Origin of the sequence: Paenibacillus sp. NRS-1760 (genome assembly GCF_050467785.1) — a bacterium.
Taxonomy (GTDB): Bacteria; Bacillota; Bacilli; order Paenibacillales; family Paenibacillaceae; genus Pristimantibacillus.
Genome location: NZ_JBITPK010000005.1, coordinates 305276 through 322029 on the forward strand (window position 1 = coordinate 305276; position 16754 = coordinate 322029).

The window sequence follows — 16754 nt, forward strand, 5'->3', positions numbered from 1 at the left end:
CCATCCCTTTCTTAAGCGATAGCTGCTTTTTTTATTAGCTTGATGCTGTGCCATATGAAAAATCCACTTAAAATAAGCATAATTGAACTGCTAATATACAAATGACTTGGTGCTGCATAAGAATAGGATTCACTCATTCGATAGCTCAGTACTTTAATTCCCACAATAACCGCGGCTCCAATAGCGACAAAACCCCAGTACCTTTTGCTTCGTTCGCATAAAGCCCCGTAATATAGAGCTGTTGTGATCATAAATAAAATACTTGCTGATGATAAGATTCTGCTTAGGTTTAATGGCATGATGATTCGAAAAAAATCAGAACGGATAACCGCTAAAAAAAGTCCATTTGTCATCGAAAAGCGGCCTTCACCATAGCTTGCAAACTTCGCCGATACCACATCGTATCCAAGCTTTATGCTAATTAGCTGCGACCCGAGCAGCATGAGCAAGCAAATGACAAAAACAACGATTTTGCTAAAATAAATCGATTCACGCCTTACAGGCAGTGATAAAAACATGTATATACTTTTACTGCCCCAATAACCTGCATAAATCGACTTTAAGAAAAATCCGCATGCTGCTGCTATGCATAGGAGGAATACGATGATGCAGCCTGAAGAGGCATAAATATTTTCATAGCGCTCGTGAATGGTATATTCACCATAGTCTTTGACAAACATGTGGAGCAGATAAAGAGGGATAACGATTACAGCTGTGCAAAGCAGCATAATCGCTTTCAACCAGGTTGAAAATTCATATTGCAGCAATCGATAAAAGGTTCTCATGATACCACCTCAATTGTATTATAGTAGTAGTACAGATACGCCAAAAAAAAACTATTCCCAACGCTCGCTAATGAGGGAAATGACTTGTTGGAACGACAAATGAATCTCCTTAGCGGAGCCAATAAACGCTTTCACTAACTCATCCGTCAGCTCAGCTTCAATTTGCTTTAAGATCGCCTCATCTACATAAATGACACTGCCGAGCGTACTGCTCGTGCGAACATAACCTTCATCCTCCATAAGCTTAAAAGCCTTTTGCACTGTATTCGGATTAATGTTCAGTTGTGCAGCTATTTCTCGCCTAGACGGCAGCTTATCTCCCGATTCAACTTTCCCCAGCAGTATTTGCCTCTTCACATACAATGCGGCCTGCACGTATACGGGCTCCTTGTTGTTTAGCTTTAATTCATAAAAATTTAGCACGTACACATCACCTGCCTTATCTCTTGGTTGTATTATTGCACTAGTACAATTTAGTTGTCAATATGTAACAAAAAAAGGAGCGTGATTTTGAGATCTGCTCCTTTTCTTCGATGATATGTAATAAATCTTTCTAAACCTTTTAAAAATGAAACCTTTTCTTTATTTCCTCTTTAAATTGCCGATCCGAAAAAATAATCATGCCGATGATCGTGAGCAATGAGTAAACAATCGCTGCCACACTTGGCCAAATGACATCCGCTAATTGAAAAATAAATAAAATCGCAGGACATAGGCTGATGAAAAACATCGCTAATAAATAACCGATATCATTATGCCATAACGATTTTTTTATAATGGCGAGCAGAGTCATCATAAAAGTTGCTGCCATACCAAACAGCGGAATGGCATAGGTGGTTGACCACTTCATAAACCCAACAAAAATATCGATTACGAGTAAAAAAAGCGCTAATATCGCGTAATGAAACAATATCTTTTTGCCGATATGCGCCTTTGACAAAATCGTATCTTTTACGATCACCCATGCATAGATTAACCCGGTCGTCACAATCGCAGACCACAATTTAGGATTGAGCTGCAACGTTAATAAATTAATCGTAATCGAGAGTACTATAGCCGATATCGTTAAAAACAAAAACAGCTTCGTACGTGTAAATACGGCTGTTTCTTGATGTAATTTTGCATAGGAGGGGTACTCTGACGCACTATTCCCGCGATTCCCAAGAGGCCTCGAGCATAACGGACAATAGTCGTGCTGATCGTCAACGCTCACATTGCATCGATTGCATAACCTCATCCATTCCTCCCCCAATCATTTGAATATACTCTCACGTCAAGCTCAGCCTGAGCCGCTAAATAAGAGAAAAAATATTGCAGTATATCGGCTTCTACAATACTTCTCGTAAACGTAATCGTCAGCTTATCATTAACCGTACAGACGCCGCAGCTTACTGGGCTTTTATTTGATGGATAGACTACAGCCTCAATAACGTCGATATAGTCATACATTTGCTGCGGCAAAATGATGTTGCCAACATTGGATAACGTCATCGTTCTTCTGCTTTCTCCTAGTGTGCGAAAACCAAAATCAACAAACCAGCTTTTGAGAAACAGCGGAATAAAAAGAGTAGCTTTGTTGCGTTCGAGCGCTACATTGTTATAAATAATATTTTGCAAATTTTCTTTTCCAGTTTTCTGCTTTAACATTTCATTTACTCGAATAATGAGCTCATCAAATGAAGCGTCCTCGGTTACTTTTATTCCGATATTTACAACGCCAAAAAAATTGCGAAGCGTTCGCGACGGGAAGGCTTTGCGTAAATTGGCTGGAATAGATATGACCACCGGGGCATTCTGCTCACTAAATTTAATCCTTGTTTGATAAATAGAGTAAATGAGCAATGTCGTTAAATACGCTGTTATCGTACAGCCCTTTTGCTTGGCAAGTGCATTCAATGCAGAAGCACTAACAACGCCATGCACCACATTGTTTCCGAAGTGCTCAAAGCGTGTACCTTTAACATGATAAGATTTGCTCGTTATCACTCGTTCAACATAACAATCCTTGTAATACCTGCGAAAGCTGTCCTCCATATCAAGCACATCCACTCCAGTATCCGCGAGCAAAATTTTCCCTTCAGGATCGATGTTTTTTCCCAAATATATGAGGTAATAGTATAAAAGTGATTTTAAAAATTCAATGGTTCCATTGCCATCCGTAAGGGAATGAAAAACTTCAATCGATACTCTATTTTGATAATATAAAACCTTAAATAGGTAGCCATTATTCGTATTCGGATCAATATCCCGACATGGATACTGCTCGTCCTCTTCGATCACAATTTTCTCCGTATTTTCATCCAAGTAATTCCAAAACACACCTTTACGTAGTTTAACTGTAAACATCGGAAAACGATCAAATACGGTATCAGCCGCTCTCTGCAAGGCGTCAGCATCTATTCTATCCTTCAATACGGCTGAAATTCGATAAACAGAGGTGTTTTTTGTATTCGTAACGGATGGAAAAAGCTTTGCAGCATTATCGAGTTTATACCATTTGTTCAATTGGAATTTCTTCCTTTCTAGATTCATGCTGTTTAGCTCTTGTTTGTATAATCAATCGAATTTATTTACAATGAAAATCATAAACTCTTGTGTAACATAAGAGTCAATAGGAGCAGATTGACATGAGGACATACTACTCTATCGGAGAAACAGCCAAACGAAGCAGCACGACCATAGAAACCTTACGGCATTATGACAGAATTGGCTTGTTGAAGCCTGCAAAAGTAGATGTTCACACAGGTTATCGCTATTATTCAGATGAGGAATTGGTTTATCTGAACGTGATTAACTTTTGCAAACAACGAAGTATGCCTTTAAACGATATTAAAGAGTTGTTCGCAAATGACCATTATGAATATATTATTCCTTGTCTAATAGCGACTGAAGATAAAATAGATCAGGAAATCAAACAACTGCAACAAACTAAAAAATTGCTTTTAGCTTTGAGAGAACAGTATGAAACGCGTACGACACTCATACCTGAGCAGCTTTCCGATCATGTTTTTTCAAGCAAAATGATTCCAAAAAGAATGATCTTAACGTTTCCTTCTATCCAGCAGCCGAGCATTGAAAATTTCCAGCTGCTGCAAGATCTGCTCCTGCAATATAGCAGTGACGGCGAGGGAGGTTCATTTATTTTCGAACATACAGCATTTATATTGACGACATTAGAGAAAGAGCAGTCTGAAAACCATTCTGTCCTATTTGGTGTCTGTGAAAAGTGGCCTGCTGAGGCAGACAATATGGCCGTATTGCCTGCCGGAACGTATATTTATGGTTATTGCTCCGAAGAGCAAAAACCATTGGCCATGCAAAATATGATTACTGATGCAAAAACGAAATATGATGCTGAACTAACATTTATTGTCCAATCGGTTATTTTTACAGGCATTTTTCAATGGGTATATGAACTTCAAGCGTTATTGGTGCCCTGTTCAGAGTAAAAAGCAAACGGGACTGTCACTCAAGGTCATAGACCTTAAGGGACAGTCCCGTTTTTTGTAAAATTAAATATAGTCCATAATAAGTCCAGCCGTTTCTTCTATCGCTTTGTTCGTCACATTGATAACGACGCAGCCTATTTGCTTCATTAACGCTTGCCCGTATTCCAGCTCTTCTATAATACGCTGAAATGTTGCATATTGGGACCCCGTAGGAAGTCCAAGCACTTTCAACCGCTCCGTACGGATATTCAGAATATGCTCAGCATCCATCGTAAGTCCAATGATGCGGCGGCTTGGAATTTTGAATAGCTCCATAGGTGGATTGACCTCTGGCATGATGGGCAAGTTCGCGGATTTTATGCCTTTATGCGCCAAATAGATACTTAACGGCGTTTTTGATGTACGGGATACGCCAATCAGAACGACTTGGGCTTGCAGCATGCCGCGAGCATCCCGACCGTCATCATATTTGACCGCAAACTCCATCGCTTCTATTCTCCGGAAGTAATCCTCATTCATTTCATGGAGCAAGCCCGGTTGTCGTTTAGGTGTATTTCCATACGTGTCCACGAACGCCTGAAGCATCGGACCCATAATATCTACTGCGCGAATTTGAAATCGTGTGGCTTCTGCTTTCATCATTTCCCGCAGTTCAGGCTGGACTAGCGTATAAGCAATAAAACCACCTTTTTCTGCCGTTTCCTTAACAACTTGCCGAACCTCATTTACGCTTCGTATATTGCTAAACCGCCTGACCGTAACTTGCTCTGGGTTAAATTGACGAATGGTCGCCTGAGCAACCGCCTCGGCCGTTTCGCCAATTGAATCAGAGCAAATGACTAAATATTGCTGCTCATTGTGCATCATTGTTTTCCGAATTTCAGCTTGGCTTGAGCCGCAGCTATTCTTGCCAGAGGCACCCGGTAAGGGGAACAGCTGACATAATCTAATCCCGCGTTATGGCAGAAAAAGATCGATTCCTTATCCCCGCCATGCTCCCCGCAAATGCCTGTTTTGAGCTGCGGTTTACGCGATCGGCCTTTCTGAACAGCCCATTCGACTAAGAGGCCAACCCCTTCGGTGTCCAGCACCTGAAATGGATTTACGGGTAATATCTCATGGTCAACATAGTGACTGAGAAACTTGCCCTCCGCATCGTCCCGACTATAGCCGAAGGTCATTTGTGTCAGATCATTTGTACCAAAAGAGAAAAAGTCAGCATGCTCGGCAATTTTGTCTGCGGTTAACGCCGCTCTAGGCACCTCAATCATCGTCCCTATTTTATAGGATATGTGTTCTTTATTTGGGCCAAGCACCGTATCAGCGGCACCTTCAACGAGCGATCGCATCACTTTCAGCTCGTTCGCATGCCCCACAAGAGGAATCATAATTTCAGGTAAAACTTGAATGCCTCTATTTTTACAATTCAGTACAGCATGGAATATCGCAATGGCTTGCATTTCGTAAATCTCGGGGAAAAGAATGCCTAAACGACAGCCTCGTTGTCCAAGCATCGGGTTCATCTCTTGCAGATTGCGCACCTTACGTATAAGAGCATCCAATGCTTGCTTTTCGCTGACATGCTCGTGAACATTTGCAGCTAGGAGTATTTGCTGCTGTCTCACGACCAGCTCCTCCAAATGCGGTAAAAATTCATGTAAAGGTGGGTCAAGCAGCCTTATTGTTACAGGAAAACCATCCATCGCAGTAAATATACCTTCGAAATCGCTCTGCTGCATCGGGAGAAGCAGATCGAGTGCTCGTTGCCGCTCCTCCTTCGTATCCGCCAGGATCATGGCTTGAACGACAGGCAAGCGCTCCGCGGACATGAACATATGCTCCGTTCTGCATAGACCGATGCCTTCTGCGCCGAATGCTCTTGCTTTCTCCGCATCCTCCGGTGTGTCGGCATTCGTTCGAACGGCCAAATCGCGGACTTCATCCGCCCATTCGAGCAGCTCCTCCAGCTCCACGCTAATTTCTGGTTCTTTGAGCGTCACTCCGCCCAAAATAACGCGTCCAGTGGAACCGTCCAGCGTAATCCAATCGCCTTCACGTACCGTGATTTCACCGGCAGTGAATAATGCAGCATCTTTATCGATGCGAACTTCCTCGCAGCCGCATACACATGGCTTGCCCATTCCCCGAGCCACAACGGCGGCGTGGCTTGTCATCCCCCCGCGGCTTGTTAACACGCCTTCGGCAGCGATTACGCCGTGAATATCTTCCGGACTTGTCTCTGCGCTGACAAGCACAACCCTTCTGCCTTCGCGCACCCATTCCTCTGCTTTGTCAGCATCGAAAACAACTTGGCCCGTTGCTGCTCCCGGCGATGCTGGCAGTCCCGTTGCCAGCACATCCAGCTTAGCATCCTCATCAATCGCTCGGTGAAGCAATTTATCCAAATGCTCCACCTCTATTCGAGCGAGCGCCTCCTCCCGCTTCAGTATGCCTTCCTTGGCAAAATGAACAGCTAGCTTAACCGCTGCTTGTGCCGTTCTTTTCCCATTCCGTGTCTGCAAAATGAACAGTGAGCCGTTCTCCACCGTAAATTCAATATCCTGCATATCCTTATAATGAGCTTCCAGCTTTGCGGCCGTTTCTACAAGTTGTTTAAATACTGCTGGCATTTCCTCCTCCAGCTTTGCAATCGGAAGAGGTGTTCGCACGCCAGCGACAACGTCCTCACCTTGGGCGTTGATCAAGTACTCCCCGTAGAGCATCTTGGCGCCCGTTGAAGGATTCCGGGTAAACAATACGCCTGTTCCGCAGTTATCCCCCATATTGCCGAACACCATCGATTGAATATTTACTGCTGTTCCTTGATAATCTGGAATGTTATACGCTTTCCGATAGACGATTGCCCGGTGATTGTTCCACGAACGAAATACTGCTTCGACGGCTAGCTCAAGCTGGATGTAAACATTTTGCGGAAACGTTTTTCGCGATTTAGCTTCTATTAACTGTTTATAGGAAACAATCAACTCCATCCAAGCTTCAGCCGGCAAATCCTTATCATCTTCTATAGATCTGCTTTGCTTCAATTGATGCAGCAGTGATTCAAAATATAAACCTTCAATATCAAATACGACGTTGCCGAACATTTGGATGAGCCTTCTATAACAATCATAAGCGAAACGCGGATTTCCCGTTTGGCGAGCAAGCGCCTCTACCGTAACATCGTTCAGTCCTAGATTAAGTATAGTGTCCATCATTCCAGGCATTGAATTAACCGAGCCCGATCGGACTGATACCAGCAGTGGATTCTCATCCCCGCCGAATGATTGTCCTTTCAGCTTTTCCACTTTCATTAAAGCATTCCGGATCTCCACGAATAGACCTTCCGGCAAAAGCTGCCCTCCAGCATAATAAGCTCTGCAAGCCTCCGTTGTAACTGTGAACCCAGGAGGAACTGGAAGTCCGGCATTCGTCATTTCTGCTAAATTCGCACCTTTTCCTCCGAGCAAATGCTTCATCCCTGCGTTACCTTCATGAAAGAACAGCACTCTATTGCTCGTCATCACTCGTGCCTCCTAGTTTTCTCCCGGAATTGTAATTCGTGCAATTGGCTTGACCGCACTCCAAGTAATAGACCGTTACTTTTTCAGTATCCAAGGTATCAATGACTGAATCGCAATGCTTACAGAGTATCACTCCCATTTTTACCTTGCAGCGGTTTGTTTCCATCCCTCTACACCTCCGATAGAATGTGGATTGCATGCCCATTGCGCCAAATCCATTACTCTGCAGGAATAAGCCCACTCATTGTCATACCATGCCAAAACCTTTAATTGGTCTCCGCTCACCATAAGAGATGAACCATCAATAATAGCTGAAAACTCATTACCAATGTAATCCGATGAAACAAGCGGTACATCGACTACATCTAGATAAGATTTTAAGTTCGTCGCAGCGGAAAATACAAAAGCTTGTTTTACTGCCTCATATGAAGTCTTTTTGGCCAGATGAACAGTCAAATCAACTAACGATACATTAGGAGTCGGAACACGTACCGAGATACCTTGAACGAGCGAAGCTAAGTGCGGCAGTACATCAGTAAGCGCTTTACCTGCTCCCGTTGAAGTGGGGATAATGGATTGTGCACATGCACGCGCACGTCTAAGATCTTTGTGAGGATTGTCCATATGATTCTGATCACTGGTGTAGGAATGTATCGTAGTCATCCATGCCTGCTTTATGCCGTAAGCTTGATCTAACACATCTAGCACTGGAGCAACACAGTTTGTCGTACAAGAGGCTGCGGAGATAATGCGATGTCGATTCGAATCAAAGCGATGCTCGTTAACTCCCATCACAACCGTAAGGTCGGCTCCCGTGCAAGGAGCAGTAATCAGTACCGTCTCGGCACCCGCCGCAATATGTTTTGATGCACCTTCACGATCAGTAAACTTACCCGTCGCATCAATTGCCAGCGTTACGCCAAGCTCCTTCCAAGGAAGCCGCGACGGATCTTTTTCCGCCAAATATTTAATCTTATTATTATTAATCAGGAGATCTCCATCTTGTACAGATACATCTACATCCCAGATGCCATGTACGGTGTCATATTTTAATAAATGTGCAATGGTCTCAACAGGATAGGTTGAGTTGACCGCTTTAACCCTCAGTCCTTTCATTTTTCTGGAAAAAGCTCTGCGTATAAGTAATCTGCCAATTCTACCCGTGCCGCTAATGCCTACTCCAACCTCCATTACCATTACCCCCTGTTATGATTTGAATCTATATAATACATAACATATAAATAATTAGTACGCAATATATAATTATATAAGACGCATAAATCGCATATTATTTACTTAGTTTTTATATATGCGTCATATACTGAAGTGAGTATGAATGTTAAGACGATTTACGCACGCCACTTGATCGACTCTTTTTGTTGATTGTACACCATTTTGAATAATATTGACACCATGTCATAATTATAATATAGTTATCTAAACAATAGTAGAATTTACTCAAGAAGAGGTGACATAATTGAAAGCGATTACGCAGGATTATTCGTTAGAGTACGCCAAACAATTAGATCATATGGATGAGCTGGCACATTTGCGCGAAGAGTTTTATGTACCTAATGGCATGATTTATTTAGACGGAAATTCGCTTGGCCTCATTTCCAAACGCGCTGAACGAACGATGCTTGAGATGCTTGAGTCTTGGAAAACACAAACGATCGATGGTTGGACCCAGGGCGAGCGCCCATGGTTTTTCTTGCCTGAATCCCTTTCCAAACAGATGGCTGCCCTTGTCGGGGCAGATGCGGAGGAAGTGATTATAACAGGTTCTACATCGACGAATATTCATCAGCTTGTGTCGACCTTCTATCAACCATCAGGCAATCGCACGAAAATAATGGCAACTGATCTCGATTTTCCGACCGACATTTATGCTCTTCAAAGCCAGCTTCGCCTAAAAGGGTATGATCCCGAGACACATTTGGTTCGTGTAGCCAGCCGTGATGGCCGAATGATTGAAGAAGAGGATATTATCGCAGCAATGTCCGAGGAGATCTCTGTCATACTGCTTCCGACCGTTTTATATAGAAGCGGACAATTACTAGATATTAAACGTCTAACAGCAGAAGCACATGCTCGTGGTATTATAATTGGGTTTGATGGCTGTCATTCGGTAGGCTCTATTCCTCATTATTTCAGTGATTGGGACGTGGATTTTGCGCTGTGGTGCAATTATAAATATTTGAACGGCGGACCGGGCGGCGTTGCCTCTCTTTATGTGAACAAGAAGCATTTTGGCCGTGTTCCTGGTTTAACGGGTTGGTACAGCTCTAATAAAAGTAAGCAATTCGATATGGAGCACAATTTAACAGTCGAGCACACTGCAGGCGCTTATCAAATCGGAACGCCGCATATATTCAGCATCGCACCGCTCATTGGAGCATTGGAAATTTTTGAAATGACTTCGATCGAACAAATTCGCGAGAAGTCACTGCATATATCACGCTACATGGTTGAGTTAATTAATCATGAGCTGCCGGGTCTTGGTTATGTGCTTGCAAATCCACAAGAGGATGACCGCCGCGGCGGCCATATCAGCTTGGAGCACGATGAGGCGATTCGAATATGCAAAGCTCTTAAGCAAAATCATGTCATCCCCGACTACCGTTCTCCGAACGTCGTGCGCCTTGCACCTGTTGCTCTCTACACGACCTATGCAGACGTTTGGCAAACCGTACAAATTCTCAAGAACATCATCGTAGAGAAGCAGTACGAAGCATTTGATACCAAACGCGGCGTTGTCGCCTAGTTGACTAGTTGACTAACCGAATAACAAATGTAACGCAGCCCCCTCTCCGCAAATAGCGGAACGGGGGCTTTTGAAGAACGACGGTAGACATTATTACGGAGTTTATTAATAGTATGGAATGAGTTTCCATCCCCGTATAAAAACGCATCTACTCAGCCAACTCACCCATCCCCAAACGCATTCTAACGAACTCCACAAGCGCTATTTGATCAAAATAGGCTTGTTTTATTTTCTAACGAACTCCACACTCGCTATTTATCTAAGTTACCTCGCATTTGGACATCATCTTGAGCAATAACGCGACTGGAGTTCGTTAGCGTTCAGAAAACACAATTTCCTGCCCAATAGCGTCTACTGGGTTCGTTAGGAATTGGAAGACTAAGCTCGCAACCCAGCTCCTACCTCGACACATTCTAACGAACTCCACAGGCCCTATTTGATCAAAATAGGCTTGTTTTATTTTCTAACGAACTCCACACTCGCTATTTATCTAAGTTACCTCGCATTTGGACATCATTTTGAGCAATAACGCGACTGGAGTTCGTTAGCGTTCAGAAAACACAATTTCCTGCCCAATAGCGTCTACTGGGTTTGTTAGGAATGAAAATGCAATTGTAATGTGAGCATCCCCTCAACCAAAACAAACCAAAAATGACACCCAAACTGTTATCAGTTTGAATGTCATTTTCATTTCCAAGCCATGCTTATACGCAGCTTAAAGATACGCTTCCCAGATGAGCAAACTGTGCTTGAATTGTATCTCCCGGCTGAAAAGCAATCGCTTCCGTAATTGCTCCGCTCAGCACGATATCGCCCTTGCGCAGCCCTAAGCCGCGCTCGCCTAACTTATTAACAGCCCATGCGACCGATACAGCGGGGTCGCCCAGCACCGCGGCACCGGCGCCAGTAGCCATCACTTGATTGTTTTTCGAGAGCACAACGCCGATTTCAGGCAAATTCAACTCTCGCACGGGAACCATTTTGCTGCCAATTATAAATTTAGCCGATGAGCAATTGTCCGCTACAACATCCGCAAGCGTAAACTTGAAATCCAAATACCTGCTGTCTATTACTTCAATCGCTGCAGCAACATACTGCGTTGCTCGCAGCACATCTTCACCGGTTATATTCGTTCCTTGCAAATCCTCGCCTATAAAGAAAGCAATTTCCGGCTCAGCCTTCGGATGAATCAACTGTTTGAAATCAATAGATTCCCATTCCAAAGCTAGCATATCGCTAGTCAGCTCACCGTAAATCGCTTCATAGACACCCATCATTTCCTGCTTTGCTTTGCTAGTCAGCCCCAGCTTATAGCCAATCGAGCGCGTGCCAGCTTGAATCTTGCGCTGCAACAGCTGCTTTTGCACATCATAAGCCTTCTCTATCGTTAAGTCTGGATATTGATCTGTAACCTTAATTACTTCTCTGCACTCTTTCTCGGCATCGTACAAATACGTTACGATTTCTTGTTCCATTTCGCGTGTGATCTCCATCGTTTACAACACCCCGTTCTTATTTCTGTCCGCCAGCTCTGCGGCAACATCAACAATCATGTCTTCTTGTCCGCCGATAATGCCCCTTCTGCCAAGCTCTATTAGAATGTCGCGCGAGTCAATGCCAAATCTTTTGCTTGCGCGATCCGCGTGCAGCAGGAAGCTGGAGTATACACCCGCATAACCCATCACGAGACTGCCCGTGACGATTTCTTGCGGACGCTGAAGAAGTGGACCGACGATATGCTCAGCCAAATCCATCATTTTATACAAATCGATCCCGATATTCAGACCTAATCGATCTAACACCGCAATTAAAACCTCTGTTTGGGTATTGCCCGCTCCAGCTCCCAAGCATCGCACGCTGCCATCAATTCGAGTTGCACCTTCTTCGATTGCTACAATCGTATTGGCAACTGCCAAAGACAGATTATTATGCGCGTGGAAACCAATTTCAATCGATAAGGCTTGTTTTAACGCTTCAATTCGCTCACGAACCTGATGCGGCAGCAGCGCTCCGGCAGAATCCGTCACATACACAGCCTCAGCGCCATAGCTTTCCATCAATTTCGCTTGTTCCACCAGTTTCTCTACGGGAGCGGAATGCGACATCATCAGGAAACCAATCGCTTCCATGCCGAGCTCTCTAGCCATATAAAGATGCTGGGCTGACACATCTGCTTCCGTGACATGAGTTGCTACTCGTACTAGGCTTGCCCCTAGAGCTCTTGCTTGCTTCAGCTCATGGACCGTCCCTATGCCTGGCAGCAGTAGAACGGCGATCTTCGCTTGTTTGCTTTCATCTACGGCTGCTTCAATCAGCTTCATTTCATCAATGAGCGAACGGCCATACTGCAAAGTTGACCCGCCTAAACCATCGCCATGGCTGACTTCAATATTGTGCATGCCCGCATCATCAAGCGCACGAACAACGCTCCGCACCTGTTCCTCTGTAAATTGGTGTGCAACCGCATGGCTGCCATCCCGCAAGGACACTTCCGTAATTTGGACCGGCTGATTACTTTTTCGGTTCACCCTTTACACCTCGCTATTCGTTTCGCTAGACTGGCTTGATAGGCGGTTTTTTGCATAATCTTCTGCTACCCGGACAGAGGCAGCCGTCATAATATCAAGATTGCCTGCGTATGGCGCGAAGTAATCTCCTGCTCCCTCTACCTCGAGAAACACCGATACTCGATTTCCATCAAAAATAGGCTCCTGCTTCAAGCGATAGCCTGGCACGTATTCTTTTACGCGTTCAACCATGTCATAAATCGCTTTACTTATAACGGCCTCATCCATATTTTTCACTTCGCAATAGACAGTGTCTCGCATCATAAACGGCGGATCTGCTGGATTTAAGACGATTAGCGCTTTTCCACGATCTGCACCGCCCACCTCTTCTATACCGCGGCGTGTTGTAATCGTAAACTCATCGATATTAGCCCGCGTGCCTGGCCCCGCGCTTTTGCTTGCGATTGTCGCTACAATCTCAGCATAAACGACGTCCGCTGCTTCATTTATAGCATGAATGATCGGGATCGTTGCTTGCCCCCCGCATGTGATCATATTGACGTTTGTCGCTTGCAGATGATTCCCCATGTTTACGACAGGGGATAGGAATGGCCCAACTGCTGCCGGTGTTAAATCAATGACCATTTTCCCCATCTTTTGCAGCACTTCATTATGTTTAACATGAGCTTTGGCGGAAGTTGCATCAAAAATAATGTCTGCAAGCTCAGGATTGTCGATAAGCCCCTGAATGCCATTCGAAAAAGTCGCATATCCGCGTCCTTTGGCCCGCTCAAGTCCTTCCGAATTCGGATCGATGCCGATTACCGCTGTAAGTGTAAGCCAATCGCTTCTTTCCAGCTTGTACATTAAATCCGTACCGATGTTGCCAGATCCGATAATAGCTGCTTTCAATTTCCCCATATGGTTTGTCCTCCTACTCGAATGCTACGGATACCGACCCAATAGAACCAAATCGTGCTTCGATGTGGTCTCCGGCTTTAACCTGAACCGCTCCAGACAAAGCACCCGGCAAAATAATTTCTCCAGCCTTTAATGAAATATCAAATTCACTAAGCTTGTTCGCAAGCCATGCGATCGCATGGGCTGGATGTCCGAGTGCAGCTGCTCCCGCTCCCGTTGCGACTTGCTCGCCATTTTTAAATAAAATCATTCCAAGATCGCGTAAATCTATATTGTCGATAGACGTTTTTTTCTTCCCGATCACAACTTTTGCCGATGAACCATTGTCAGCTACCGTATCGATCAGCTTGATTTTCCAATCTGCAATTCGGCTATCAATAATTTCTAATGTAGGCACAATATATTTTGTAGCTAACAGCACATCGAGGAACGTTACATCCGGCCCCTTCAGATCCCGATCAAGGATGAAGCCGATTTCCGCTTCAATGCGCGGTGCGATCATTTCCTTTGCTTTTACGATGCTTTGATCTTGCACTTCCATATCATCCAGCAAATGTCCATAATCCGGCTCATTGACATTCAGCATCGTTTGCATCGCTTTGCTTGTTAGTCCAACTTTCTTGCCTATAATGTGACGACCTGCCTCCAGCTTTTGCTTGACGACCTGCAATTGCACGTGATAGGCATCGGTTACGGTTATTTCCGAGTAACGTTCTGTAAAAGGTGCGATAGCCACTTGTGTCGCTTCCGCTACCAATAGTTCACTTGCTAGCTTTTCAATGATTGGATTCATATTAAACGTCCTCTCTTTCCTCCTAAAAATAAAGCGGATGGTGACGATATCGTCACCATCTTCCTTATAGCTTCATCGTGATCGATTTGGCTTCTGTATAGAAATCAAAGCTATGACGACCGCCTTCACGGCCGATTCCACTTGCTTTCGAGCCTCCAAATGGGGTACGCAGATCGCGGAAATACCAGCAATTAATCCAAAACAATCCGGAGTTTACAGAAGCGGCCACTCGATGCGCTCGGCGCAGGTCATTCGTCCAAACGACGCCAGCAAGTCCATAAATCGAGTCGTTTGCTATTCGAATCGCATCTTCTTCTGTTTTGAATGGAATGACCACGAGAACCGGTCCAAAAATCTCCTCCTGCGCAACTCGCATCTTGTTGTCTACATCATAAAGCACAGTTGGCTTATAGAAGTTGCCATTTCCAAGCCCTTCGACGCGTGTGCCTCCGCAGCCTAGTTTCGCACCCTCAGCGAGTCCTATCTCCACATAGCTGTGGACCTCTTCGAGATGTGATTTGGATACGAGTGCCCCCATATCCGTCTCTTCGTCAAGCGGCATACCTACTTTTATTTGATTAACAGCTGCAATAAATTTTTCCAAAAACGTATCGTATACGCTTTCATGAAGCAGCATACGTGAGCCAGCAAGACAGATTTGTCCTTGGTTACGGTAGATGGCATCGATTGAGCCTTTCACAACTTCATCCAAATCAGCATCTTCAAAAACGATATTAGCTGATTTGCCGCCCAGCTCGAGAGAAACTGGAATCAATGATTCTGCTGCATTTCGCATGACCGTCTTACCTGTACCCGACTCGCCGACGAATGAAATTCGGCGAACATAAGGATGGGAAGCCATAATTGTGCCAACCGTGCTGCCTGATCCGGCAATAATGTTCAATACGCCCGGAGGAAGCCCAGCTTCATTTGCAATTTCCCCAAGAAGAAAAGCACTGAGCGGTGTGTTCGAAGCTGGTTTAACAACAACCGTATTGCCAGCTGCAAGTGCTGCCGATACCTTCCAGGTCATTTGCATGAAGGGCAAGTTCCAAGGAATAATGATGCTGGTTACGCCCGCTGGTGCATATTTGGTATAGGACATCATGCCTTGCTTTTCAAAATTTTCAGCATGATGATAGAGTGCCATTTCGGCAAAAAATCGCATATTCGATGCCGCTCTCGGTATATCAAAGCCACGGCTTTCTTTAATCGGCTTGCCGACATCAAGTGTTTCTAGTACCGCAATTTCTTGATGCCTTTGCATAATCAAATCGGACATGCGGCATAAAATTTCGGCTCTTTTCTCTACTGTCATATGGCTCCAAACGCCGCTTTCGAACGTTCTCTGCGCTACCTCGATCGCCCTGATCGTATCTGCTTCATTCGCCATTGCCACTGAGGCCAGCTTCATATTCGTTGCCGGATTAATCGTATCGAATGTGGCACTCGAAATGGAATCTACGAATGCGCCGCCGATAAATAGCTTCGCATCTTTTACAGCAGGATTTGCTATAATGTCATGATTCATTTACAGCCCTCCTACTCTTCAATTTCGAGAGTCATTTCAATTTCAATGGCTGTATTGTTTGGCAGCTGCGCCATTCCAACCGCGGATCTTCCATGCTTGCCCTTATCTCCGAATACATCAACCAGCAAGTCAGATGCGCCATTCATTACTTTCGGCTGCTGTGTGAAATCTTCTGTGCTATTTACGAAACCTAAGATTTTGACCACACGTTTCACTTTGCTAAGCTCGCCGAGCTCCTGCTTCACGACTTTTAATAAATTAATCATCGATTGCCGTGCAGCTAGATAACCTTCCTCGACGGTTAAATCCCTGCCCAGTTTTCCATGATACTCATCTACTCCCTGACCTGCTGTGAAGAGCAGGTTCCCCGCCCTAACGCAGGTTACATAATTGCCTAGCAGCGGACGTGAGGAGCCAAGCGTGATGCCAAGCTTTTGCAAGTTTTCTTCCGGTGTTGCCAGCGCTTGATTTTCCACCTAAGTC

16 protein-coding genes are annotated in these 16754 nt (G+C 44.6%); 2 read left to right on the forward strand and 14 right to left on the reverse strand.

From position 1 onward, the window contains the following. Window positions 1-11: 11 nt before the first annotated feature. From ACIFSR_RS01910 to ACIFSR_RS01925, 4 genes are all read right to left on the reverse strand, one after another. Window positions 12-785: a hypothetical protein gene (locus ACIFSR_RS01910; RefSeq protein ID WP_430054471.1), complete on the reverse strand. Its 774-nt coding sequence runs from the start codon at window positions 783-785 to the stop codon at window positions 12-14. Window positions 786-836: 51 nt separating this feature from the next. Beyond that, window positions 837-1160 (reverse strand): GntR family transcriptional regulator, encoded by a 324-nt coding sequence (locus tag ACIFSR_RS01915; RefSeq protein WP_339203820.1) that lies wholly within the window; start codon window positions 1158-1160, stop codon window positions 837-839. Between the two features lie 187 nt (window positions 1161-1347). After that, entirely contained in the window at window positions 1348-2022 is a 675-nt protein-coding gene (locus tag ACIFSR_RS01920) for a DUF6320 domain-containing protein (RefSeq protein WP_339203821.1), read from the reverse strand. Then, complete coding sequence (locus tag ACIFSR_RS01925; RefSeq protein ID WP_339203822.1) at window positions 2019-3290, reverse strand: alcohol acetyltransferase; 1272 nt, start codon at window positions 3288-3290, stop codon at window positions 2019-2021. Before ACIFSR_RS01925 ends, ACIFSR_RS01920 begins: the two co-directional genes overlap by 4 nt. Window positions 3291-3412: 122 nt before the next feature. Between ACIFSR_RS01925 and ACIFSR_RS01930 the strand changes: the two genes are divergently transcribed. Next, complete coding sequence (locus tag ACIFSR_RS01930; RefSeq protein ID WP_430054474.1) at window positions 3413-4234, forward strand: MerR family transcriptional regulator; 822 nt, start codon at window positions 3413-3415, stop codon at window positions 4232-4234. 63 nt (window positions 4235-4297) lie between these two features. On the opposite strand, the gene ACIFSR_RS01935 is transcribed toward ACIFSR_RS01930, so the two are convergent. Genes ACIFSR_RS01935 through gap form a run of 4 tightly spaced genes read right to left on the reverse strand, consistent with a single transcriptional unit; the run spans window position 4298 to window position 8946 of the window. Then, window positions 4298-5098 carry a pyruvate, water dikinase regulatory protein gene (locus ACIFSR_RS01935; RefSeq protein WP_339209700.1) on the reverse strand — a complete coding sequence of 267 codons (801 nt, stop codon included), beginning with the start codon at window positions 5096-5098 and terminating at the stop codon, window positions 4298-4300. Further along, window positions 5098-7755: a pyruvate, phosphate dikinase gene (gene ppdK, locus ACIFSR_RS01940; RefSeq protein ID WP_339203825.1), complete on the reverse strand. Its 2658-nt coding sequence runs from the start codon at window positions 7753-7755 to the stop codon at window positions 5098-5100. Before ppdK ends, ACIFSR_RS01935 begins: the two co-directional genes overlap by 1 nt. After that, entirely contained in the window at window positions 7742-7960 is a 219-nt protein-coding gene (locus ACIFSR_RS01945; protein ID WP_430054478.1) for a GapA-binding peptide SR1P, read from the reverse strand. The genes ppdK and ACIFSR_RS01945 overlap by 14 nt, the downstream gene beginning before the upstream one ends. After that, window positions 7897-8946: a type I glyceraldehyde-3-phosphate dehydrogenase gene (gap, locus tag ACIFSR_RS01950; RefSeq protein WP_430054480.1), complete on the reverse strand. Its 1050-nt coding sequence runs from the start codon at window positions 8944-8946 to the stop codon at window positions 7897-7899. Before gap ends, ACIFSR_RS01945 begins: the two co-directional genes overlap by 64 nt. Window positions 8947-9232: 286 nt before the next feature. Between gap and kynU the strand changes: the two genes are divergently transcribed. Then, window positions 9233-10519, forward strand: coding sequence for a kynureninase (kynU, locus tag ACIFSR_RS01955; protein ID WP_430054483.1), 1287 nt, complete (start codon window positions 9233-9235; stop codon window positions 10517-10519). Between the two features lie 704 nt (window positions 10520-11223). On the opposite strand, the gene ACIFSR_RS01960 is transcribed toward kynU, so the two are convergent. The 6 genes from ACIFSR_RS01960 to ACIFSR_RS01985 all read right to left on the reverse strand — a co-directional run bounded on the left by ACIFSR_RS01960 (window position 11224) and on the right by ACIFSR_RS01985 (window position 16747). Continuing rightward, window positions 11224-12012 carry a 2-keto-4-pentenoate hydratase gene (locus ACIFSR_RS01960; protein WP_430054485.1) on the reverse strand — a complete coding sequence of 263 codons (789 nt, stop codon included), beginning with the start codon at window positions 12010-12012 and terminating at the stop codon, window positions 11224-11226. 3 nt (window positions 12013-12015) lie between these two features. Further along, complete coding sequence (gene dmpG / locus ACIFSR_RS01965) at window positions 12016-13047, reverse strand: 4-hydroxy-2-oxovalerate aldolase (RefSeq protein WP_430054488.1); 1032 nt, start codon at window positions 13045-13047, stop codon at window positions 12016-12018. 3 nt (window positions 13048-13050) lie between these two features. Further along, complete coding sequence (locus ACIFSR_RS01970) at window positions 13051-13947, reverse strand: acetaldehyde dehydrogenase (acetylating) (protein WP_430054489.1); 897 nt, start codon at window positions 13945-13947, stop codon at window positions 13051-13053. Window positions 13948-13960: 13 nt separating this feature from the next. Further along, complete coding sequence (locus ACIFSR_RS01975) at window positions 13961-14740, reverse strand: 2-keto-4-pentenoate hydratase (protein WP_430054492.1); 780 nt, start codon at window positions 14738-14740, stop codon at window positions 13961-13963. A gap of 64 nt (window positions 14741-14804) precedes the next feature. After that, window positions 14805-16271 carry an aldehyde dehydrogenase gene (locus ACIFSR_RS01980; protein WP_339203833.1) on the reverse strand — a complete coding sequence of 489 codons (1467 nt, stop codon included), beginning with the start codon at window positions 16269-16271 and terminating at the stop codon, window positions 14805-14807. Window positions 16272-16282: 11 nt separating this feature from the next. Further along, window positions 16283-16747: a RidA family protein gene (locus ACIFSR_RS01985; protein ID WP_430054495.1), complete on the reverse strand. Its 465-nt coding sequence runs from the start codon at window positions 16745-16747 to the stop codon at window positions 16283-16285. Between the last annotated feature and the right edge of the window lie 7 nt (window positions 16748-16754).

Coding starts and splice junctions, on each gene's coding strand:
- ACIFSR_RS01910 (WP_430054471.1), bottom strand. CDS start 785: ATGAGAACCTTTTATCGATTGCTGCAATATGAATTTTCAACCTGGTTG.
- ACIFSR_RS01920 (WP_339203821.1), bottom strand. CDS start 2,022: ATGAGGTTATGCAATCGATGCAATGTGAGCGTTGACGATCAGCACGAC.
- ACIFSR_RS01930 (WP_430054474.1), top strand. CDS start 3,413: ATGAGGACATACTACTCTATCGGAGAAACAGCCAAACGAAGCAGCACG.
- ACIFSR_RS01935 (WP_339209700.1), bottom strand. CDS start 5,098: ATGCACAATGAGCAGCAATATTTAGTCATTTGCTCTGATTCAATTGGC.
- ppdK (WP_339203825.1), bottom strand. CDS start 7,755: ATGACGAGCAATAGAGTGCTGTTCTTTCATGAAGGTAACGCAGGGATG.
- ACIFSR_RS01945 (WP_430054478.1), bottom strand. CDS start 7,960: ATGGGCATGCAATCCACATTCTATCGGAGGTGTAGAGGGATGGAAACA.
- gap (WP_430054480.1), bottom strand. CDS start 8,946: ATGGAGGTTGGAGTAGGCATTAGCGGCACGGGTAGAATTGGCAGATTA.
- ACIFSR_RS01960 (WP_430054485.1), bottom strand. CDS start 12,012: ATGGAGATCACACGCGAAATGGAACAAGAAATCGTAACGTATTTGTAC.
- ACIFSR_RS01970 (WP_430054489.1), bottom strand. CDS start 13,947: ATGGGGAAATTGAAAGCAGCTATTATCGGATCTGGCAACATCGGTACG.
- ACIFSR_RS01975 (WP_430054492.1), bottom strand. CDS start 14,740: ATGAATCCAATCATTGAAAAGCTAGCAAGTGAACTATTGGTAGCGGAA.
- ACIFSR_RS01980 (WP_339203833.1), bottom strand. CDS start 16,271: ATGAATCATGACATTATAGCAAATCCTGCTGTAAAAGATGCGAAGCTA.